This window comes from Lysobacter sp. A421 (assembly GCF_054052145.1).
Window position 1 is genome coordinate 15,549 of record NZ_JBSVRL010000001.1, and the last position, 19,858, is coordinate 35,406.

Here is a 19,858-nt window from a genome sequence, read left to right on the forward strand (position 1 = left end):
TGGTTACGGGACATAGCGGGAATTGACCTTGGATTTGAGCGTGTATTGCTTGCTGGCCAGATCCACCTCCAGCCCATTGCCGCGAAGTATAGAGCCCGGCTGATTAATCGTGACCGCGACCGCGGATGTCACCAGGTCCTTCTCGGGGAATACATTCAACTGCTCGGTGGTGATGGTGACCGGAGCATCGTTGCCGCCCTCGCTGGTGGCTTTGACCGCGCCGCGCAGGCGCAGCTCGTCACCGTCGCCGCTGATCCAGCCGGTTTTTGACCGGACCTGCCAGGCATCGCCATCGCTGCCCGCCTGTGGCGGGATCAGGAACAGGGGTGTGGCAATTTCCATCGACTCGGTACCCGGGTCGCGGGTCAGCAGGGGCGCGCGCAAGGTGAACGACTGCTGGCCCTGGTCATTCAGCGCCACCAGTTCGAAGTCGTTGAGCACGTAGTCGGGGCGGGCACCGGCGGCCTCCGTCAAAGCGGGGGTGTTGTCGCCCCACTTGGTCCACAGCGACCAGCCACTGATCGCAGCGCCAGCAAGCAGCACCATGGTGATGGCCACGCGCCAGTTCACGCGTTGTCCCGTGCGGCGATGGCCGGGACCGGGCCGCTAAAGCGCGCGTCGGCATGACCCTCGTCGAGCAGGGCCGGGAGCCGGCCTTGGGCGGCCAGCACCAGGTCGCAGAACTCGCGGGCCGCACCCGCGCCTGCCGCCAGGGTGGTGCACCAGTGCGCGCGGTCGCGCACCCAGGGATGGGCATTGGTGGGCGCAACGGCAAGACCGACTTTCTGCATCGTCGGCAGGTCGGGCAGGTCATCGCCCATGAATGACACCTGGTCCAGGCTGACGCCCAGTCTTGCCGCGATCTCACCCACCCGCGCCAGTTTGTCCTTGACCGCGGTGTGGACTTCGGTGAGGCCGAGCTCGGCACCACGCCGTTCGACAATCGTGCTCGCGCGCGCGGTGACAAACGCAACTTCGACCCCGGCTTGGCGCAACAGCACCAGGCCCAGCCCGTCATGGACGTGAAAAGCCTTCAGTTCGTGGCCCTGGCTGTCAAACAGCAAGCGCCCATCGGTCAGCGTGCCATCAATGTCGAAGCAGGCCAGTCGCACGCGTTTGGCGCGCTCGACAATCGTCGCGGGCGTGTCGTCCAGGAGGTTATAGGGCATGGATTCACACCACCCGGGCGCGCAGCAGGTCGTGGATATTGAGCGCACCGACCACCTGGTTGTCCGGATCGACCACCAGCAATCCGCTGATCTTGTGCGCTTCCATCAGTTGCGCCGCCTCCACCGCGAGCGCGCCCGAACCGATCGTGCGGGGTGATCTGGTCATCACCTGGGTAATCGGGGTGCTGCGCAGGTCGACATCGCTGTCGTCCAGGCTGCGTCGCAGGTCGCCATCGGTATACAGCCCCAACAGCTTGCCGGCGTCATCGACGATGGCGGTCATGCCCAGGCGCTTGCGGCTCATCTCCACCAGCGCCTCGCTGACGCTGGCATCGGCCTTGACGCGGGGTACCTGCTCGCCGCCGTGCATGATGTCGGCGATGTGCAGCAGCAGGCGCCGGCCGAGCGCGCCGGCCGGATGCGAGCGGGCGAAATCGTCGGCGGTGAAGCCGCGCGCTTCCAGCAAGGCGACGGCAAGGGCATCGCCCATCGCCAACGAGGCGGTGGTGCTGGAAGTGGGCGTCAGGTGCAGCGGACAGGCTTCGGCCGGGACGCTGACGTCGAGATGGACATCGGACGCGAGCGCCAGCGTGGAGTTGTTGCGACCGGTCATCGAGATCAACCGGTTGCCCTGGCGCTTCAGGCCGGGCAACAGCATCGCCACCTCGTCGCTCTCGCCCGAGTAGGACAGCGCCAGGACCACGTCGGCATCGGTAATCATCCCCAGGTCGCCGTGGCCGGCTTCGCCGGGGTGCACGTAGAACGATGGCGTGCCGGTGGAGGCCAGGGTGGCAGCGATCTTGCGCGCGATGTGGCCGGACTTGCCCATGCCGGTGGTGACCACGCGGCCGCGCACGTCCAGCATCAACCGGCAGGCGGCGCTGAACTCGCCATCCAGCCGGGCGGCCACCGCGGCGAGGGCCGTGGCTTCGATATCGAATACGCGACGACCGCTGCCGGCGAAGTCGGTTCCAGGGGAGTCTTGGACGGGGCTGGGAGATGTTGCCATTTCGGAGGAGGGGGCTTTCCGCTAGGCTGGGAGGGTTGATTTTACCCAGTTTGTCCGGCTGCGTACCCCATCCGCTGAACCCGTCCCCACCATGGAGCGATGGATGCATGCGAGTGGTCCGATCCGGATCGATTCCTGCTTCCATCCGGCGAGTCGATTTCGCCGCTTTCGTCGAGACCCGAAACTTTGAATCCTGACACCATAAAAACCCTGATCGAGCTCGGCTTGCCGGGCGCCCGCGCCGACGTATCCGGCGAGGATGGCGTGCATTTCGACGCGACCGTGGTCAGCGACGCATTTGCCGGCAAGCTGCCGCTGGCCCGGCACCGTCTGGTCTACGCGACCCTGGGTGACCGCATGGGTGGAGAGATTCACGCCCTGGCACTGAAAACATTGACGCCCGCTGAAGCCGGGCAGGGCTGAGCATGCAACAGATCGTCGTGGAAGGTGGCAACGTCCTGAACGGCGAGGTGCGGATCTCCGGCGCCAAGAACGCCGTGCTGCCGATCCTGTTTGCGACCCTGCTGGCCGATGCGCCGGTAGCGATCAGCAACGTCCCGCACTTGCACGACGTGGTGACCAGCGCCAAGCTGCTGGCCGAGATCGGCGCGGGCATCAGTATTGACGAGCGCGCGCTCGGAGGAAGCGGGGGCATCACCGTGGATCCGACCACGGTGCACAGCCAGGTGGCGCCCTACGAGCTGGTCCGCACCATGCGCGCCTCGGTGCTGGTGCTGGGCCCGCTGTTGGCCCGGTACGGCCATGCAGAAGTCTCACTGCCAGGCGGCTGCGCGATCGGCTCGCGTCCGGTCGACTTGCACATCAAGGGTCTGCAGGCACTGGGCGCGCAGATCACGGTGGAAAACGGCTTCATCAACGCGCGCGCTTCACGGCTGAAGGGTGCACGGCACGTGTTCGAGATGATCAGCGTCGGTGCGACCGAGAACGTAATGATGGCGGCGACGCTGGCCGAAGGCACCACGGTGCTGGAGAACGCGGCGATGGAGCCGGAGATCGTCGACCTGGCCGAGTGCCTGCGTGCGATGGGCGCGCGGATTGAGGGCGAGGCGACCGGCCGGATCGTGATCCATGGTGTCGAACGGCTGCACGGCGGCGCGCATTCGGTGGTACCCGACCGGATCGAGACCGGGACGTTCCTGGTGGCCGCGGCGATGACCGGTGGTCGTATTACCGCCCACCATGCGCGGCCGGACACGATGGAGGCCGTGCTCGACAAACTGGTGGAAGCCGGTGCGTTGATCGAATGTGCCGGAGACCGCATCACCCTGGACATGCAGGGCCGCCGGCCGAAGGCGGTTGACTTGACCACCGCGCCGCATCCGGCGTTTCCCACCGACATGCAAGCGCAATTCATGGCAATGAACTGCATCGCCGATGGGGTCGGGGTGGTAACCGAGACGATCTTCGAAAACCGCTTCATGCACGTCAACGAACTGGTGAGGTTGGGCGCGGACATCCGCGTCGACGGGCACATGGCAGTGGTGCGCGGGGTCGAGCAGCTCAGCGGGGCCCCGGTGATGGCCACCGACCTGCGCGCCTCGGCGTCACTGATCCTGGCCGGGCTGGTCGCCAGCGGCGAGACCACCATCAGCCGTATCTACCACCTCGACCGCGGCTACGAGAACATCGAAGAGAAGCTGTCCGGCCTGGGCGCGAAAATTCGCCGCATCGGTTGACGGCCCGGACGTCTACTGCACCGACTTCACCCGCAAGTCGATCGTGTCCTTGCCATCCTTGCGCTGCAGTATCCGGGCCGGGATCGGCATGCCTTCCACCAGCCAGACAACAGTCTGCTTGTCGCCATCGGTATTGACCACCTTGGTTGCCTGGCGCTCCTTTCCGCCAACCGTGATGGTGTCCTTGCCCGTGACCTTGTAGCTGAGTTGCTTGACCCGGCCGTCATCCACCAGCCGGTAGTTCAGCGGCTTGCCTGCCGCCTGGTCGCGCACCAACGCAAGGTTGATCAACAGCGCATCCATGTCGCCGGCCTTCAGCTTGATCGGGCCCGCCCGGTCGGGCTTGACGTCGCCGCTCCAGTTGGCGACACCCTTGCTCCAGTCGTAGGTTGCGCTCTTGTCGGAATTCTTCACCAATACCTTGGATGAATCCTTGCTGCTGATCGGGCGCCAGTGGCCGGCGTGCTCTTCGAACACGGTGACCTGGCTCAGGTTGGCGAGCGCATTGCTGATGTCCAGGCTATAGCGCCAGCGGTTATCGCCAGCCGGTGCCAGGGTCATCTTGCCGTCGGCCTGCATGCCCATGTAACTGGCCTGGTAATTGGCGGTGAACGGCTCGATCGCCATTGCCGGCGCGCTGGCAATCAGCAGCGCAGCGACGGTGAACAGCCCGCGCAGCTTGGCTGAGGTCGGAATCATGGGCAGGTTGGTATACCGCATCTAGTCAACTCCTTGGTATTCGACCAGGCGCAGGTCGTAGGTGTCTTCGCCATTTTCCCGTTGCAGTATCCGGATCGGGGTTGGTACGTTCCGGACCACCCAGATGATGGTCTGGTCGCCGCCATCCTCGAGCCGGCTGACCTTCATCGCCTTGTACGGGAGGTCGCCAACGGTGATGCTTTCGTACTCGTCGGCGACCAGGTAATGATGATCGCGGGTGCGGCCGTCGTCGACGAATCGATACTCCAATTGTTTGCCCGGCGCGGCATCGCGGATTACCGCCAGGTTGATCAACAGGCCGGTCATGTCGCCGGGACGCAGGTCTATCGGGCGGCGGCGGGTGTCCTTGACGTCACCCTGCCACCGGGCCGTACCAGAAGCCCAATCGTAGATGCCCACGGTTTGCTTGCGCGTGAACAGGCTCTTGTTGACGGTGGCCTGGCTCAGCGGGCGGTAAGTTTCGCCGGCCAGATCGAACACCGTGCTTTGCTCGGCGTTGATCCCGACGACGCCGAACAGGCCACGGGTGCCCCGCATTACCAGGTCGACCCGCCAGCGCGCGCCTTGCTGTGGCACCAGTTGCATGGTCGCCTCGCCCAGCTGCTTGCCGCCCTTGTAGACCAGATAGCTGGCGACGAACGACTCCAGTACAGGCTCGGCCGCGATCGTGGTTGTGTTCGCTTCGATGGCGGACGGCTCCGCAACAGCTGCCTGGGCCTGCGCATGTGCCGGGACCTGCAATGACAGTGCAGCCAGCAAGGTCAGCAAGGGGTTGAGTAGTGGTCGGGACATGGGCTCGCCGTAATGGTTTGACGCAGTGAGTTGATGCGGCGGGTTGACGCGGTGATCAATCGGCGACGTGGTCGGTAATGTGCAATTGGTTACCTGAATCCAGCTGCAGCGGCGCACTTAGCGGCATCCCGTCCAGGCATACCTGGTCGTCGGTCAGTGTGACCCGTGCACTGGCGAGAAGTTTCAGCGTCGCCAGCAGCAACGGGTGCTCACGGGCCAGCACCCGCCGGGTCAGTTGTTCGGCATCGTCATCTGGCAAGACGGGCACCCGGGTCTGGGAGATCACCGGGCCACCATCGAGCTGGGCAGAGACGAAGTGCACGCTGGCACCATGTTGATCGGCACCCGCGTCCAGTGCCTGCTGGTGGGTGTGCAAGCCCTTGAAGGCGGGCAGCAAGGAGGGGTGGATATTGATGATCCGGCCGGGTCGTGCACGGACCACGGGTGCACTGAGCAGGCGCATGTAACCGGCACACACGACCAGGTCGGCGCCAACCTGGTCGATGCGTTCGAACAATGCCTGGTCATAGCTGGGCCGGTCCGGGAAGTCGCGCGGCCTGAGCGCGACAGTGGGGATGCCGGCCACTCGCGCACGCTCCAATGCGGGCGCAAGGCGGCGGTCGGAAAACACTCCGACCAGATCTGCGTGAAGGTGCTGCCCGGCGATAGCGTCGATGATCGCCTGCAGGTTGCTGCCGCGCCCGGACACCAGCACGGCGATGCGGAAGGGGCCGGGCGTCACGATGGATGGGACATGCTTGTGGATCACGGGTCTGGGACGTGGATGAGAAAGTCAGCTGATCTGCATGCGTGGGCGGTTGCCGGGCTTTACGACCTCGCCGATCCGGTGATGCGCCAGTGACACGCGGTCGAGTTCCGACTCGACGGCGGCAACCGAGCCTTGCGGCACCACCAGCACGAATCCGATGCCGCAGTTGAAGGTCCGCCACATTTCCGCGTCGGCGACGTTGCCTTCGCGTTGCAGCCAGTCGAATACCGGTGGCAGCACGATCGCCGACGCCTCGATCTGGACACCCAGTTCCTCCGGGATCACCCGGATGATGTTCTCTGACAGGCCACCGCCGGTGATGTGTGCCATCGCATGCACGGCATCGCCGTGTTCACCGTGCAGCAGCGCCAGTACCGGTTTGACGTACAGCGCGGTCGGCGCCATCAGTGCGTCGATCAGCCTGGTCCCGCCAACCTCGACATCGTCCGGACGGCCGGCACGGTCGAAGATCCGACGGATCAGCGAGTAGCCATTGGAGTGCGGGCCCGACGAGGCAATGCCGATCAACACGTCCCCGGCCTCGACCCGCGCGCCATCGCGCAATTGCGACTTCTCTACGGCGCCGACGGTGAAGCCAGCCAGGTCGTACTCGCCAGGGGCATACATGTCCGGCATCTCGGCCGTCTCGCCGCCGATCAGTGCGCAGCCGGACAACTCGCAGCCCTTGGCGATGCCGCCGACCACGGCCACGGTGGTCTCGATATCGAGCTTGCCGGTGGCGAAGTAATCCAGGAAGAACAGCGGCTCGGCCCCCTGCACCAACACGTCGTTGACGCACATCCCGACCAGGTCGATGCCGATGGTGTCGTGGCGCCCCAGTTGCTGGGCCAGCTTGAGCTTGGTGCCAACGCCGTCGGTGCCTGAGACCAGCACCGGCTCCCTGTATTTGCCCGACAGGTCGAACAGGGCACCAAACCCACCCAGCCCGCCCATCACCTCGGGCCGGAAGCTGCGTTTGACCAGCGGTTTGATGCGTTCGACCAGCTCATTGCCCGCGTCGATATCGACGCCAGCATCGCGATAGGTCATGGGAGTGTTGGGGGGCGCGGTGGGAACGGTCACGGCAGGCTCGATGGCACGGGAAAGCGGCGATTTTAGCAGCCGCGGCCGCCGGCAACCGGCTTTGATGGACGTGCCGGCCGCCGTGCGGCACCATTTCAGCACGATAACCAGTACACGGGAACGACCATGGCGTGCGTAACGGGTGTGGCAAACGACGGATACGGCCGGATACAGCCGCGCAAACGCGGTCGCGTGGCCACCGGCTGGCTGCTGTGGTGGGTCTGCACAGCCGCATTGCTGCTGTGCAGTTTTGGCGCGGCTGCGCAGCGCGTTGAGGGCGACCGGGCGGCGGCGCGTGGGGCCTATTCCGCCGAGGTCGAGGTCAACGGTCAAGGTGAGTCCGAGCGCAATATCGGCTTCTCCCGTGGCCTGGCCCAGGTCATGGGGAAACTGTCGGGCGACCGCGACGTCGGCTCCGAGCCCGCCGTCACCCGGGAACTGCGCCAGGCCGGCAAGTATGTGCTGGGCTACGACTACCGACAGGACGAAGGCTTGTCATCCAGCGGTGCGCCCAGTTTCAAGACCACCCTGGTGGTCCGCTTCGACGAGGAGAAAGTCGACGCACTGACCGCCGCACTTGGCTTGCCAGTGTGGCCGCAACCGCGACCCAAGCCGGTGTTATGGCTGGCCATTGACGACGGTAGCGGGCCAAGGCTGGTCGACCTGTCGAGGGCGGATGCGGCGCGCTCGGTGCTCGATCGTGCCCAGCAACGTGGTTATCGTCTCGGCCTGCCCAACGGCAGCGCGGCCGAGCAGGCTCTGGTGGGCGCGATCTGGCGCGGCGACAGCGGCGTGGTGGCGCGCGGGTCGGCACGCTACAGCCCGCCGATGCAGCTGATCGGCAAGTTGTACCGCGACGGCGGCGCCTGGAAGGCGGATTGGATCTTCGTCGACAAGGGCAAGGTGTTGTCGAGCTGGTCCGAGTCTGGCGCCAACGCGCGCCAGCTCATGGCCACTGGAGCCGACGGTGCCGCCGATGCACTGATGAAACGGTATGCCAAACGCAGCCAGACCGGCCCTGCCGGAACCTACCAGGTGGCGTTCACCGGCCTGGACAGTGCCGATGACTACCTGCGTCTGGCGGGTTACCTGCAGCAGCTGTCGGTAGTCCGCGCGGTGGTTCCACTACGCGCCAGCGAGCAGCAGGTGGAGTTCAACCTGGAACTGGTGTCGGGCCTGACAGGGTTCGAGCTGATGATCGATGGTGATGGGGTGCTGGCTGGTGTCGACTTGCCAGCGGACCCTTCCATCCCGATTGGCAGTGATATCGACGCCGTCGATGGTGCGCCGATCGAAGGCCCGGTCCAGGCCCCACGCCGCACTGCGGTATACCGGTTGCTGTGATGGACGATACCAACGCGCTGCAAGACATCGCCCGCTTCCTGCGGCGGCTGCAATGGGCGGCGCTGGGCTTGTTCCTGTGCTGGGTGTTGTGGCTGCTGGCACCGGTGCTGACGCCGTTCGTGCTGGGCGCGTTGCTGGGCTGGCTGGGCGATCCGCTGGTCGACCGCCTGGAGCGCGCCGGCAGGTCGCGCAACGTCGCGGTGGTGCTGGTGTTCAGCGCGATGATCCTGCTGGTAGCGCTGGTGCTGCTGTTGCTGGTGCCGATGATCCAGGATCAGATCCGGACGCTGGTGCAGTCGGTCCCGCGCTACCAACACTGGGTTGTCGCCACGGCAATGCCCTGGCTGGAAGCCAGGACCGGGATGGAGCTTACCGGCTGGTTCGACCTCAATCACGTGATCGAACTGATCCGCAGCAACTGGGAAAGTGCCGGCGGCTTTGCCAGCACCGTGCTGGGCTACATGTCACGCTCCGGATTCGCCCTGATCGGGATGGCGACCAATGTCGTGCTGTTGCCGGTGGTGACGTTCTTTGCACTACGCGACTGGGACCGGCTGGTGGCGCGGGTTGCCGCGCTGATTCCGCGCGACCAGTTGGAGACAGTGAGCAGGTTGGCGATGCAGTCCAGCAACGTGCTGGGCGGGTTCCTGCGGGGCCAATTCCTGGTGATGTTGATCTTGGGCGTGATGTACGCGGTTGGCCTGTGGGGGGTTGGGCTGGACCTGGGCATCCTGATCGGCATCATCGGCGGCATACTCACCTTCGTGCCCTATGTCGGGCCGGCTACCGTGCTGGTGCTGGGCTGTGTCGCGGCGCTCGTCCAGTATGGGGACTGGCAGCATGTCGCCGGGGTATTGGCGGTATTTGGCATCGGCCAGTTGATCGAGAGCTATTGGCTGACACCGAAGTTGGTGGGTGACCGCATCGGACTGCACCCGGTGGTGGTGATATTCGCGGTGCTCGCCGGCGGCCAGCTGTTCGGCTTCCTGGGCATGCTGATTGCATTGCCCTGCGCGGCGGTGGTCAACGTGCTGCTGCGTTATGCCGAGGAGCGCTACACCCATAGCCGGCTGTACGCCGGCGATTCACCGACCATCGTGACCCGCGAGGGCTACCCGCCGGTGCGGCCGTATCCGCTGGAGCCGGAGGACGAGTGAAGCCCGCGCGCACCGTGCCGCAGTTGCCGCTTGCGCTGCGCTATCCGGCTGACCAGCGGCTCGATACCTTTGTCGGCGCTCCGCCCGGTGCACTGGCGCAGTTGCGTGGGCTGGTCGAGGGAAAAACCGGTGATTGGTTGTACCTGGCCGGCCCGACCGGCGTTGGCAAGACCCACCTGTTGTTGGCCAGCTGCGCGGCCACCGAAGCGGCGGGCGGGCGCGCTGCCTATTTGCCGCTGGTCGCCGCCGTTGGGCGATTGGCCGATGCGCTGGACGCACTGGAAGGCAACGATGTGCTGGCACTGGACGGGCTGGAAGCGATCAGTGGCCAGCGCGACGACGAGGTGGCGCTGTTCGATGCCCACAACCGTGCCCGCGCGGCCGGTACCCGGATCATCTACGCCGCGCGCGCCAATCCCGATGCCCTGGGGCTGGTGCTGCCAGACCTGCGCTCACGGCTGTCGCAATGCAGCCGGATCGGGCTGCAACCGTTGAGTGAAGAAGGCCGCCGTGAAGTGCTGCGACAACGCGCACGACGTCGCGGGTGGTTGCTGGAGGACACCGCGCTGGATTGGTTGCTCAAGCGTGTCGACCGCGACCTGGCCGGACTGGCTGTGTTGCTGGACCGCCTGGACCGGGCGTCGCTGGCCGCTCAGCGGCGTATCACCGTCCCGTTCCTGCGCGAGACGCTGGGGCTCTGAGCTCGGCATCCAGTTCGGCCAATCGTTGCGGAGTCCCGACGTCGGTCCAGCGGCCCCGGTGGTGGACGCCGGTGACCATGCTGCGTGCCATGGCGGCACGCAGCACGGGCGCGAGCTTGAATCGTGGTGGTTGCTCGCGCGCGCCGGGGGCGTCACCGATCACCGCCTGCCAGTCATCAAACAGCGCCGGACGGTAGATGCCGATACCGGAAAAGGTCAACCGGTCCTCGCCGTCGCTGTGTAGCAGGGTCCGCTCATCCAGGGCGAAATCGCCGTCCGGGTTGTGCGCGGGGTTGTCGACCAGCACCAGGTGCGCGTGGCCGGTGGGTTCGCGCGGCAAGTCGGCAAGGTCATGATCGGTCCAGATATCACCGTTGATGGCGATGAAGGGTGCTTCATGACCCAGCAGGTCCAGCGCGTTCCACATGCCGCCGCCGGTTTCCAGCGGCACCGGACCTTCAAAACAGTAATGCAGCCGCAGGTTCCAGCGATCGCCGTTGCCCAATACCTGTGGAAACTGCTCGGCGAGCCAACTGGTGTTGATCACCACCTCGCGCACGCCCGACGCGGCAAGCCTCTCCAGGTGCCAGACGATCAGCGGCTTGCCGCTTGCCGGAAGCAGCGGTTTGGGGGTGTGGGCGGTCAGCGGGCGCATGCGCTCGCCCAGGCCGGCAGCGAGGATGAGCGCTTTCACCCGGCGGGGACCCGGAACGGCCGTGATGCCAGCGCGGGGATCACGTGGCGCTGCAGGATCGCCGCCAACGGCGCAAGCTCGGGGTAGCGCGGCAGTACGATCTCCAGATAGCTCACGAACCGCGGCACGTCAGCGAGGTACTTGGGCTTGCCGTCGCGATGCCACAGCCGGGCGAAGATGCCGATGATTTTCAGGTGCCGCTGCACGCCGATCAGGTCGGCATCGCGGCGGAATCGCTCCAGTGCCGGAACCGGCAGCCCGGCTTGCAGTGCGCGCGCATGGTAGCGGCCGATCCACGCATCCACGTGCGCTTCCGGCCAGCTCAGGAAGGCATCCTTGAACAGGCTGATGACGTCGTAGGCGATCGGGCCGCGCACGGCGTCCTGGAAATCCAGCACTGCCGGTCCCGTGTCCTGCGCCCCGTCGTTGTCGGGCACCGGCATCAGGTTGCGGGGCATGAAGTCGCGATGCACGAACACCTGCGGCTGGGCGAGCGCGGCATCGGTCAGCTGGCGATAGACGTGTTCGAGCGTCGCCAGTTCGCCATCATCCAGGACGATGCCCAGGTGCTGGCCGAGATACCACTGGTCGAACAGATGCAGTTCGCGGGCCAACATCGATTCGTCATAGGCCGGCAGGTCGGCAGGGCAGGGCAGGGCCTGCAACCGCAATAGCTGTGCGATGGCCGCATCAAACAGTTGGTCCGCGTTGTCGGTTCCGATCACCTGCAGGTAGGTGTTGATGCCCAGATCCTCCAGCATCAGGAAGCCGGCATCGATGTCCTGCGCGAGCACGTGCGGCACCCGCACGCCACCGCGTTCCAGCAGCTCGCGCACGCGCAGCCACGGCCGCACGTCCTCCTTGTCGGGCGGAGAGTCCATCACGATCCAGGTGCCGAAGTCGCCGCTGCCGACCGTGTTGGTCGCACGCCAGTAGCTGCGGAAACCGGCATCCATGGACGCGCGATCCAGCACCAGGCCAGGGTGGCCGCTGGCAGCGCGGGCCCAGGCCAGGCGCACGGCCGCGCGCTCGGGACACTCGGCAACAACCGGCACGGTCATGTGCGCCCCGTCGACCGGCAGTGGGTTGCCGGACGACTCAGCAACAACCGTGCTCACCGCGTTCCAGGGTGGTGGCCGCGGCGGCCACGCCGGTGGTCTCGCCGCGCTCGCCGGCCTGGTGGTGGGCGGCGATCACCTGGGCGACGCTGGCGGTGACGCGTTTGCCCATCGGAATGTGCAGGAACTCGTTGGGGCCGTGGGCGTTGGAATGGGGACCCAGCACGCCGGTGATCATGAACTGGGCGCCGGGGAATTTCTCGCCCAGCATGCCCATGAACGGGATCGAGCCGCCTTCACCCATGTACATCGAGGGCTTGCCGAAAAAGGCCTGGCTGGCATCCTCGATGGCCTGGGTCAGCCACGGTGATTGCGCCGGTGCGTTCCAGCCGGTGGAGGACTTCTCCAGCTCAAGCGAGACCTGCGCGCCGTTGGGCGGGTTGTCCAGCAGCACCTGCTTGAGCAGCTCGCCGGCCTGCTTTCCATCCAGGGTTGGCGGCAGCCGCAGCGACAGCTTGACCGCGGTGTGGGGACGCAACACGTTGCCGGCGGAATCCAGTGACGGCATGCCATCGATTCCGGTCACCGACAAGGCCGGCCGCCAGGTGCGGTTGAGCACCAGCTCGTCCAGCTCGTCACTCATCGGCGTCATGCCGTCGAGCAGCGGAAATTTGTCGTAGACCGCCGACCCCAACACCTGCGCACACCTGTGGGCCTGCTCCAGACGCTCGGCGGGAACCTCCACGTGCAGCCCCTCGACCACGATCCGGCCGGTGCTCTCGTCCTCGAGTCGCGACAGCAACTGCCGCAGCAACCGGAAGCTCGATGGCACCACGCCCGACGCGTCGCCGGAATGCACGCCCTCGTCAAGCACCTTGACGGTGAAATTGCCGCCCGCCAGCCCGCGCAGCGACGTGGTGCACCACAGCTGATCGTAGTTGCCGCAGCCCGAATCCAGGCAGACCACCAGCGAGGGTTTGCCGATACGCTCGGCGAGGTGGTCGACGTAGGCCGGCAGGTCGTAACTGCCCGATTCCTCGCACGCCTCGATTACGATCACGCAGCGCGCATGCGGCACGCCTTGCTCATGCAGCGCCATCACCGCGGTCAGCGAGCCGTAGATCGCGTACCCATCGTCGGCGCCGCCACGGCCATAGAGCTTGTCGCCCTTGATCACCGGCTTCCAGGGGCCGAGGTCGTCATCCCAGCCGGTCATCTCCGGCTGCTTGTCCAGATGGCCGTACAGCAGGATGCAGTCCTCATCGCTGCCGCCATTGGCCGCCGGGATCTCGATGAAGATCAGTGGCGTGCGACCTTCCAGCCGGACGACCTCCAGTTGCATGCCGGGGATAGCCTGTGCCCTGGCCCACGTTTCCATCAACGCCACCGCCTGGTCCATGTAACCGTGTTCGACCCATTTCTCGTCGAACATCGGTGACTTGTTGGGGATGCGGATGTATTCGATCAGCTGGGGGACGATCTCGTCGTCCCATTTGCCGGCGATGAAACGTTCGGCTACGGCGGTGTCGATCTTGCTGGCGGCCATGGGGGGCACCTGTATTTCCAGTGAGCCGTCATTGTACCGCCGGTGCCACGGATAGGACTTTTCCTACCCGGTGGCGCGGCTTGCACCCTGATTGCGATGGCGGCTTTGGCGATAGCGGTGTTGCTGGACGAGACGGAGACTGTATCCACCGGCAACACAGCTGCCGGCAGGAACGGAAACCCCAATTTTCGCAACAGGAGTCTCGTCATGAAAAGCCTCGCACTCATTGCCAAGTCGTTGGTCCTCTCGCTGCTGTTGGCGGGCACGGCCCTTGCCGCAGAAACCGTCAACGTCAACACCGCCGACGCGGCCACCATTGATCGCGTGCTGCTCAACGTCGGTCCGTCCAAGGCCCAGGCCATCGTCGATTACCGTGAAACCAATGGTGCGTTCCAAAGCGCCGAGCAACTGGCGATGGTCAAGGGCATCGGGCTGAAGACGATCGAGAAGAACCGCGACCGCATCACCGTGGGCAGTTCCAAGAAGTAGGTCGCCGCCGAGTCAACGTGGGCACGGATTGCCCGTGGAGTCAGGGGGAACCCTGGACAGGGATGTACGCCGCCCGCCGCAGAGGGATCTGCGGCGGGCGGCAGCTTTGTCAGCAACCGACGTTGGCGCGGCCTTGGTGCGGCATCGCTGCGTGGATAGACTGGGCGCCCGTTTCACGAGCTGCAGTCATGGATTCGCGTGCTATTGGGTCAAGTGTTATCCCGGCAAGCCAGTACCGGCGCGAGCGCTGGCGCAACCAGCTCGGCTGGACCCGCGAGATCCTTCGGCACGGGCCGGCAGATGACTGGGACTGGCGGCTGTCGATTGCCGAGATCGAATGTGATGCCGCCTTCTCGCCGTTTCCCGGCGTTGATCGTGAGCTGATGCTGCTGTCCGGCAATGGCGTGCGGCTGCGCTTCGACGGTGGCGAGGCAGTGACCCTGCAGCGCCCGTACGAGCGCCATCGCTTCTCCGGCGAATGTGGCGTCACCGGAGAGCTGCTGGATGGGCCCACCCGGGACTTCAACCTGATGTGGCGCCGCGACCGTGTCGAAGCCGAGTCGTGGCACCGACCCCTTGTGGGCCCTATGGTGATCTTCGGCGAGCCGGACACGACCTGGATTGTCCATATGCTCGCTGGCGACGCGCGCTTCGCCGCCGATTCGGGGCTGGCGCCGATGCAGGCCGCCGATACCGCCATCCTTGTCGCCTCCGAGGCGCGTGTGCGCTACGTTCTTGAGGGTGCTGGCGAGATTCTGGTGATGCGGATCAGCCCGCGCTCGCCCCCTCAATAGTCGCCCCCTCAATAAACGTCGCGGCGGTAGCGTCCATCGGCCGTCATCGCCTCCAGCGCAGGGCGGCCGACGATCTGGGCCAGCACCTCATCCACGGCCGGTGCCATGCCCTGGAGGCTGCCACAAACGTAGATTGCTGCGCCCTGTTCACACCACGAGCGCAGTTCCTCGGCCCGGGCCTGCACCAGGTGTTGCACGTAGTGGCGCTGCTCCTGGTCGCGCGAGAACGCCAGGTCAAGGCGCTCGATCCGGCCTTCGCGGTGCCAGTGCTCGAACTCGTCGCGGTAATGGAAATCGTGCTGGTGCGTGCGTTCGCCAAACAGGACCCAGTTGCGATGGTGACCGGCCTGGACCCGTTCGCACAGCAACGCCCGCAACCCGGCCAGGCCGGTGCCGTTGCCGATCAGCACCAACGGGCGATCGTCAGCGGGGCGATGGAACGACTCATTGCGGCGGATCCGCAGGTCGATCCGCGTGCCCGGGTCGGCGTGCGCGGTCAGCCAACCGCTGCCAATGCCGGGCGTGTTGTCCGGGTGCCAGACCTGTCGTACCAGCAGCCGCAACTTGCCTTCCGCGGGAATGGAGGCGATCGAGTAGGCACGGTGGGGCAGTGGTTGCAGCTGGTCCGCAATCGCCTGGGCCGCATTGCCATCGATCGACTCGGGTGCCAACAGCCGGCTGCGAGCTACCAGTTCGGCCAGCGAGACCGGGCCGGCGCCGTCGTTCACCATGGTGTCGCCGGCGAGGGCGACGCGGTCGAGCCAGGCCTGGACCGTGGCGGCGCCGTGGCGTGGACCGACTTCGGCGATGTCGCCGGCTTGCCAGGTCAGCTCGTCAGCCTCGTGCGGCAGCAATGCCAGGTCGAACACGGGACCGCCCGGACTGCCGGGGTTGAGCAGATGACGTTCCTGCAGTGACCAGGCGCGGTAGCGGGGACGGCTCCAGTCGGGCTGGTCGCTGTCACCCCCCAACTGACCCAGGTGGTACTGCCAATGGCGAAGCGCACCGGGATCGCAGTCATCGACCTCGATCAGGTCGAACAGCGGCTGCGCGCCGGCATCCCGCAACCAGGCGTCCAGCCGGTGGCCGAAAGCACAGAACTCACCGTAGTCGCTGTCACCCAGCGCAAGCACGCCGTAGCTGAGATGCTCCAGGCGAAGATCGGTCCGGCCCATGGTCCGCTCCACGAAAGCGGCCGCCGGATCAGGGGCATCGCCTTCGCCGGTGGTGCTGGCTACAAACAGGGCACGTCGGGTGTTCTGCAGCTGGGCGTAATCCAGTGTTTCCAGCGCGACGACCGCCGCCTGTTGGCCAGCTTGCTGCAATGACTCCGCGGTCCGTCGCGCCAGATCTTCGGCTTGGCCGAACTGGCTGGCGTAGGCCACCAGCCAGCCTTGGCTGGCGCTGTCGGGGTCGAGCATTGGCTGGGTGGCGATATCCGTCGCCGTCGCACGTCGACGCGTCTCGCCCAGCAACGCGATGAATCCCAGATAGGCCAGCACCACCGCAGCTGCCATCAACAGCCTTGGCCGGCCCGGATCGATCCATTGCCATGGCTCGACCTGCCAACCGGCCAGCGCGATGGCCAGCAGCACCAGCATCAACGCCAATAGCAGGTTGCCACGTCGACCCGGAACGGCAGTCGCATTGGTCGGGTGCATGGTGACGATCGTGCTCATTGCGATTGCACGTGGCTCGCGAAGGCAGGCGTCATCCGGCTGGAAAAACCGTCACCTTCGTGCCAGGTCAGCAGTACTGCCAGACCGCGGCGCTGGGCATAGTCCCAGCCCCGCTGCGGGCCGAGCACGGTCAAAGCGGTGGCCAGGGCATCGGCCTGCATGCAGCTCTCGTGCAGTACGGTGACCGACGCTAGGCCGTGTGTCACCGGGAACCCGGTGCGTGGATCGATGGTGTGCGAGTAGCGTTGACCCGCGTCGTCGAAGTAGTGCCGGTAGTCGCCCGATGTCGCCATCGCAAGCCCGTCCAGCGCAACTACCCGCTGGATGTCGTTATCGATCGTATCGTCGGGTGCCGGGCGTTCCACCGCGATCCGCCAATCGCTGCCGTCATTCTTGCGTCCATGGCCACGGAGCTCACCGCCGACCTCGATCAGGAACGCTTCCAGTTTTTGTTCGAGCAGGAACCGTGCGACCTGGTCGACGCCATAGCCTTTGGCAATGCCGGACAGGTCGACATAGACACCACCGGGCTGGGTGACGGTGCCATCGGCGTTGACCGATAGCTGCTTCCATCCGATCCGTTTGCGCGCCGCGGCCAGTGCCTTCGACGCGGGCGGGTGCTGGCGATCGTTCCCCGGTCCGCTGTTGCCTGGCCCAAAACCCCACAGGTTGACCAGCGGTCCGACCGTCGGATCGAACGCGCCCTGGGTTTCCGCGGCCAGCTCCAGCGCCGCGTCGACCACTTCGTGCAGTTGCGGCGGCAGCATGACGCTGGTGCCAGCGACCGCGTTGTTGAAACGACTGAGGTCGGAGTCGGCTTCCCAGGTGCTCATCTGCGCAACCACCCGATCCAGCTCGGCCTGGATACCGCGCCGAAGTGCCGGCAGCTCGCCAGGCTCGGCCTGCAGCGTCACCGCCCAGGTCGTGCCCATCGTCTGCCCGGCGAGTGTCTGCAGTGGCATGGCGATCGCCGCCAGCGGCCACAGCAGCCACCCCAGCATCAGGCTGACTGCCAGGGCACCGATGCGCATGGGTCCGAGTCCGACGTGCATCGGTTACAGCGGCAACACTTCGAGGGTCGCCACGTAGCTGAGGCGGCGTTCGCTGGCTTCCGGTACGGAGGTGTGCTGGTCGGTGCTGGTGGTCTCCAGCCAGTACATGCCGGCTTCCGGCCAGGTCACCTCGAACTTGCCGTCCGCGTCGCTGATCAGGTTGATCTGGTTCTGCTGGTCGCGATAGCGGGTGCCGCCGGGGACGACCTCGATCTCCAGCCCCGACGCCGGCTTGCCATCGATCAGCAGCTGGAAGGTCGCGGTTTCACCGGCGTAGAGATCGTTGGGATGGGTGATCGGTACCAGTTCCAGTCCATTGCCGGTGGGCTGGAGCACGGTGGTGGTCGGCGAGCCGACCGTGGCGAAGGTCTCCACGCGTCCCAGTCGCTGGGACACCTGCACGTCAGTGGCACCGGCCGGTATTGCCTCCGGACCGCCGCGCCAGCGCTTGGCCTCGCCATCGAGCTGGTAGCGCCCCATCAGGCCGTCGTTGACCACGGCCAGCTTGTAGGTGCCCGGCTGGGTGAGTTCCAGGTCGAAAACACTGCGGTACTTGCCGGTCGCCGGGTTCGCCGGCTGCAGCTGGCTGCCATCGGGCGCGGTGATCTGCAGCCCGTCCAGGCGCAGCGGCACATGGTTGAAATAAAACAGGTCGTTGGAGACCGCGGCGTCCACGGTCACCCAGCTGCCCACGTCCGAGAACACCGTGGCGGAGGGACGCAACCACGCCTTGTGGGCGAATGCGCTGGGGGCGAAGCAAAGGCTTAGCGAGACGGCGATGGCGATGGTGCGCAGGTTCATCATTGGAGTCCTTGTTGATTGAGATTGAGGTGGTTTGATCGTTGTGCAGTCGGTGACCGGCCCGGAGCGCGGCTCAGGGCTCCAGCGACAGCCGGACCTGGCCCAGCTCGCTGTCGCCTTCGGCCTGCATCTGCTGCGGCGCCTGCACCGGCCACTGGAAAGGAATGCTGACGACCTCGCGCCCGCCGACCTCGCGCGCGGCCTCGATGATCAGTTCGTACTTTCCCGGGGCAAGCCCTTTCAGTGGAGCGCGGGAGTCGTCGAAGCGAAGTTGCTGTTGGCCCGCCGGACGGGTCGCACCGCTGACGCCATCGACCGGCATCGACAGCGACCGGCCGCTGCGGCGCCACCACTGGCGCATGTCCTTGAGCCACTTGCTGCCTTCGTCGCCCTTCATGTCGTGGTCGTACCAGACGGCAAGATTGGCAGCCACGGTATGGTCCGGTCGCTCGATCCACACCGCGACGTAGGGCCGGTGGTACTCGGCCACGTTCATCCGTGGAATCTCCACGGTCAGGTTGAGCTCGGCGGCGGGCAGCGCGGCCGGAAGCACCAGCAAGGCGGCCAATACCAGCGGCCGGAAGCGTCTGGACGCAAACAATCGGGGCACGGAAGGTGAGGGCGAGCGCATACGGAATACCTGTCTTGTCAGTGCATGAATAGGAGGATCAACAGCGCCGGCACGGCCACGCCCAGACCGACCATGGGCCAGGTTTTGCCGCGTTGGCGCGAGTGCATCTGCAGCAGCCACAGACCGGTCAGTGCGAACAGCAGGCAGGCAACGGCGAAGAGGTCGATGAACCAGCGCCAAGCCGTACCGGTGTTGCGGCCCTTGTGGAGGTCGTTGAGCCAGGCGATCACCCCGCGGTCGGTGCGCTCGTATTCCAACTCCCCACTGGCGCGGTCAATCGCCAACCAGGCATCGCCGCCGGGGCGCGGCAGCGAGATGTAGATCTCACTGTCTGACCACTCCACCGGCCGGCCAGCAACGCGCACGCCCATCTCGCCCGCCAACCACTGGCTCACGCTGGGTGGCAGCGGCGCGGCGTCATCGAAATCGCCCGCCAGGCTACGCAGGATGCTCGGCGGCAGGATGTCGACAAGATTGGTGACCGCCGGCGTGGATTCGATCTGGGCGGCGTGGTTGAGGGTGAACCCGGTGACGGAAAATGCCAGCAACGCAAACAAACTGAATGCGGCACTCATCCAGTGCCAACGATGCAGTGTCTTCAGCCACCACCCACGGGTGGCGGTGTTTCCAGGCGTTTTTGGGGAGGCAGCAGACATTCAGACCAGCTTACTAT

Annotated in this window: 22 protein-coding genes; 7 read left to right on the plus strand and 15 right to left on the minus strand. The window is 65.8% G+C overall.

All coding sequences use genetic code 11. The annotated features are described in order from the left end of the window. Nucleotides 1-3: 3 nt before the first annotated feature. From lptC to ACW7G6_RS00115, 3 genes are read right to left on the minus strand one after another with little or no spacing between them, the layout of a single operon-like run. A complete protein-coding gene (gene lptC, locus ACW7G6_RS00105) occupies nt 4-570 on the minus strand; it encodes an LPS export ABC transporter periplasmic protein LptC (protein WP_456997293.1) in 567 nt (188 codons plus the stop codon). Beyond that, on the minus strand, nt 567-1,169 hold the full coding sequence (locus ACW7G6_RS00110) for a KdsC family phosphatase (protein ID WP_456978875.1): 603 nt from the start codon (nt 1,167-1,169) through the stop codon (nt 567-569). The genes lptC and ACW7G6_RS00110 overlap by 4 nt, the downstream gene beginning before the upstream one ends. A 4-nt stretch (nt 1,170-1,173) precedes the next feature. Then, nucleotides 1,174-2,178 carry a KpsF/GutQ family sugar-phosphate isomerase gene (locus ACW7G6_RS00115; protein ID WP_456978876.1) on the minus strand — a complete coding sequence of 335 codons (1,005 nt, stop codon included), beginning with the start codon at nt 2,176-2,178 and terminating at the stop codon, nt 1,174-1,176. A 186-nt stretch (nt 2,179-2,364) separates the two neighbouring features. Between ACW7G6_RS00115 and ACW7G6_RS00120 the strand changes: the two genes are divergently transcribed. Both ACW7G6_RS00120 and murA read left to right on the plus strand, forming a co-directional pair. Then, entirely contained in the window at nt 2,365-2,601 is a 237-nt protein-coding gene (locus tag ACW7G6_RS00120) for a BolA family protein (protein WP_456997294.1), read from the plus strand. Between the two features lie 2 nt (nt 2,602-2,603). Next, complete coding sequence (gene murA / locus ACW7G6_RS00125) at nt 2,604-3,875, plus strand: UDP-N-acetylglucosamine 1-carboxyvinyltransferase (protein WP_456978878.1); 1,272 nt, start codon at nt 2,604-2,606, stop codon at nt 3,873-3,875. A gap of 12 nt (nt 3,876-3,887) precedes the next feature. On the opposite strand, the gene ACW7G6_RS00130 is transcribed toward murA, so the two are convergent. Genes ACW7G6_RS00130 through purM form a run of 4 tightly spaced genes read right to left on the minus strand, consistent with a single transcriptional unit; the run spans nt 3,888 to nt 7,206 of the window. After that, on the minus strand, nt 3,888-4,571 hold the full coding sequence (locus tag ACW7G6_RS00130; protein WP_456997693.1) for a DUF3108 domain-containing protein: 684 nt from the start codon (nt 4,569-4,571) through the stop codon (nt 3,888-3,890). Nucleotides 4,572-4,595: 24 nt separating this feature from the next. Beyond that, entirely contained in the window at nt 4,596-5,387 is a 792-nt protein-coding gene (locus ACW7G6_RS00135; protein ID WP_456997295.1) for a DUF3108 domain-containing protein, read from the minus strand. Between the two features lie 55 nt (nt 5,388-5,442). Beyond that, nucleotides 5,443-6,153 carry a phosphoribosylglycinamide formyltransferase gene (gene purN, locus ACW7G6_RS00140; protein WP_456997694.1) on the minus strand — a complete coding sequence of 237 codons (711 nt, stop codon included), beginning with the start codon at nt 6,151-6,153 and terminating at the stop codon, nt 5,443-5,445. A 27-nt stretch (nt 6,154-6,180) separates the two neighbouring features. Further along, nucleotides 6,181-7,206, minus strand: coding sequence for a phosphoribosylformylglycinamidine cyclo-ligase (gene purM, locus ACW7G6_RS00145; protein ID WP_456997296.1), 1,026 nt, complete (start codon nt 7,204-7,206; stop codon nt 6,181-6,183). A gap of 177 nt (nt 7,207-7,383) precedes the next feature. Between purM and ACW7G6_RS00150 the strand changes: the two genes are divergently transcribed. Genes ACW7G6_RS00150 through hda form a run of 3 tightly spaced genes read left to right on the plus strand, consistent with a single transcriptional unit; the run spans nt 7,384 to nt 10,441 of the window. Further along, entirely contained in the window at nt 7,384-8,583 is a 1,200-nt protein-coding gene (locus ACW7G6_RS00150) for a DUF2066 domain-containing protein (RefSeq protein WP_456997297.1), read from the plus strand. After that, a complete protein-coding gene (locus ACW7G6_RS00155) occupies nt 8,583-9,740 on the plus strand; it encodes an AI-2E family transporter (RefSeq protein ID WP_456978883.1) in 1,158 nt (385 codons plus the stop codon). The genes ACW7G6_RS00150 and ACW7G6_RS00155 overlap by 1 nt, the downstream gene beginning before the upstream one ends. Then, the gene (hda, locus tag ACW7G6_RS00160) at nt 9,737-10,441 is read left to right on the plus strand and encodes a DnaA regulatory inactivator Hda (protein ID WP_456997298.1); all 705 of its coding nucleotides are present in this window, start codon (nt 9,737-9,739) and stop codon (nt 10,439-10,441) included. Before ACW7G6_RS00155 ends, hda begins: the two co-directional genes overlap by 4 nt. Here the strand turns inward: hda and murU are convergent. From murU to ACW7G6_RS00175, 3 genes are read right to left on the minus strand one after another with little or no spacing between them, the layout of a single operon-like run. Beyond that, a complete protein-coding gene (gene murU, locus ACW7G6_RS00165; RefSeq protein ID WP_456997299.1) occupies nt 10,404-11,135 on the minus strand; it encodes an N-acetylmuramate alpha-1-phosphate uridylyltransferase MurU in 732 nt (243 codons plus the stop codon). The two genes, hda and murU, sit on opposite strands and share 38 nt — an antisense overlap. Beyond that, nucleotides 11,132-12,196, minus strand: a complete 1,065-nt coding sequence (locus ACW7G6_RS00170; RefSeq protein ID WP_456997695.1) for an aminoglycoside phosphotransferase family protein — start codon at nt 12,194-12,196, stop codon at nt 11,132-11,134. The genes murU and ACW7G6_RS00170 overlap by 4 nt, the downstream gene beginning before the upstream one ends. Before the next feature lie 37 nt (nt 12,197-12,233). Continuing rightward, nucleotides 12,234-13,739 carry a M20 family metallopeptidase gene (locus ACW7G6_RS00175; protein ID WP_456997300.1) on the minus strand — a complete coding sequence of 502 codons (1,506 nt, stop codon included), beginning with the start codon at nt 13,737-13,739 and terminating at the stop codon, nt 12,234-12,236. A gap of 207 nt (nt 13,740-13,946) precedes the next feature. On the opposite strand from ACW7G6_RS00175, the gene ACW7G6_RS00180 reads away from it, so the two are divergent. Then, the gene (locus tag ACW7G6_RS00180; RefSeq protein ID WP_456960969.1) at nt 13,947-14,228 is read left to right on the plus strand and encodes a ComEA family DNA-binding protein; all 282 of its coding nucleotides are present in this window, start codon (nt 13,947-13,949) and stop codon (nt 14,226-14,228) included. A 188-nt stretch (nt 14,229-14,416) separates the two neighbouring features. Beyond that, on the plus strand, nt 14,417-15,022 hold the full coding sequence (locus ACW7G6_RS00185) for a HutD/Ves family protein (RefSeq protein WP_456997301.1): 606 nt from the start codon (nt 14,417-14,419) through the stop codon (nt 15,020-15,022). Between the two features lie 8 nt (nt 15,023-15,030). Here the strand turns inward: ACW7G6_RS00185 and ACW7G6_RS00190 are convergent, their stop codons facing one another. From ACW7G6_RS00190 to ACW7G6_RS00210, 5 genes are all read right to left on the minus strand, one after another. Then, nucleotides 15,031-16,701 (minus strand): sulfite reductase subunit alpha, encoded by a 1,671-nt coding sequence (locus tag ACW7G6_RS00190; protein ID WP_456997302.1) that lies wholly within the window; start codon nt 16,699-16,701, stop codon nt 15,031-15,033. After that, nucleotides 16,698-17,702: an FAD:protein FMN transferase gene (locus ACW7G6_RS00195; protein ID WP_456997696.1), complete on the minus strand. Its 1,005-nt coding sequence runs from the start codon at nt 17,700-17,702 to the stop codon at nt 16,698-16,700. The genes ACW7G6_RS00190 and ACW7G6_RS00195 overlap by 4 nt, the downstream gene beginning before the upstream one ends. Nucleotides 17,703-17,756: 54 nt before the next feature. After that, a complete protein-coding gene (locus tag ACW7G6_RS00200; protein WP_456997303.1) occupies nt 17,757-18,557 on the minus strand; it encodes a DUF4198 domain-containing protein in 801 nt (266 codons plus the stop codon). Between the two features lie 70 nt (nt 18,558-18,627). Beyond that, nucleotides 18,628-19,185 (minus strand): DUF2271 domain-containing protein, encoded by a 558-nt coding sequence (locus ACW7G6_RS00205; RefSeq protein ID WP_456997304.1) that lies wholly within the window; start codon nt 19,183-19,185, stop codon nt 18,628-18,630. 17 nt (nt 19,186-19,202) lie between these two features. Continuing rightward, nucleotides 19,203-19,841, minus strand: a complete 639-nt coding sequence (locus tag ACW7G6_RS00210; RefSeq protein ID WP_456997305.1) for a PepSY-associated TM helix domain-containing protein — start codon at nt 19,839-19,841, stop codon at nt 19,203-19,205. Between the last annotated feature and the right edge of the window lie 17 nt (nt 19,842-19,858).

What these genes read in the sequence shown, in the direction of transcription:
- ACW7G6_RS00110 (WP_456978875.1), bottom strand. Translation starts at nt 1,169, where the DNA reads ATGCCCTATAACCTCCTGGACGACACGCCCGCGACGATTGTCGAGCGC.
- ACW7G6_RS00115 (WP_456978876.1), bottom strand. Translation starts at nt 2,178, where the DNA reads ATGGCAACATCTCCCAGCCCCGTCCAAGACTCCCCTGGAACCGACTTC.
- murA (WP_456978878.1), top strand. Translation starts at nt 2,604, where the DNA reads ATGCAACAGATCGTCGTGGAAGGTGGCAACGTCCTGAACGGCGAGGTG.
- ACW7G6_RS00135 (WP_456997295.1), bottom strand. Translation starts at nt 5,387, where the DNA reads ATGTCCCGACCACTACTCAACCCCTTGCTGACCTTGCTGGCTGCACTG.
- purM (WP_456997296.1), bottom strand. Translation starts at nt 7,206, where the DNA reads ATGACCTATCGCGATGCTGGCGTCGATATCGACGCGGGCAATGAGCTG.
- ACW7G6_RS00155 (WP_456978883.1), top strand. Translation starts at nt 8,583, where the DNA reads ATGGACGATACCAACGCGCTGCAAGACATCGCCCGCTTCCTGCGGCGG.
- ACW7G6_RS00170 (WP_456997695.1), bottom strand. Translation starts at nt 12,196, where the DNA reads ATGACCGTGCCGGTTGTTGCCGAGTGTCCCGAGCGCGCGGCCGTGCGC.
- ACW7G6_RS00175 (WP_456997300.1), bottom strand. Translation starts at nt 13,739, where the DNA reads ATGGCCGCCAGCAAGATCGACACCGCCGTAGCCGAACGTTTCATCGCC.
- ACW7G6_RS00180 (WP_456960969.1), top strand. Translation starts at nt 13,947, where the DNA reads ATGAAAAGCCTCGCACTCATTGCCAAGTCGTTGGTCCTCTCGCTGCTG.
- ACW7G6_RS00185 (WP_456997301.1), top strand. Translation starts at nt 14,417, where the DNA reads ATGGATTCGCGTGCTATTGGGTCAAGTGTTATCCCGGCAAGCCAGTAC.
- ACW7G6_RS00190 (WP_456997302.1), bottom strand. Translation starts at nt 16,701, where the DNA reads ATGAGCACGATCGTCACCATGCACCCGACCAATGCGACTGCCGTTCCG.
- ACW7G6_RS00195 (WP_456997696.1), bottom strand. Translation starts at nt 17,702, where the DNA reads ATGCTGGGGTGGCTGCTGTGGCCGCTGGCGGCGATCGCCATGCCACTG.
- ACW7G6_RS00200 (WP_456997303.1), bottom strand. Translation starts at nt 18,557, where the DNA reads ATGATGAACCTGCGCACCATCGCCATCGCCGTCTCGCTAAGCCTTTGC.
- ACW7G6_RS00205 (WP_456997304.1), bottom strand. Translation starts at nt 19,185, where the DNA reads ATGCGCTCGCCCTCACCTTCCGTGCCCCGATTGTTTGCGTCCAGACGC.
- ACW7G6_RS00210 (WP_456997305.1), bottom strand. Translation starts at nt 19,841, where the DNA reads ATGTCTGCTGCCTCCCCAAAAACGCCTGGAAACACCGCCACCCGTGGG.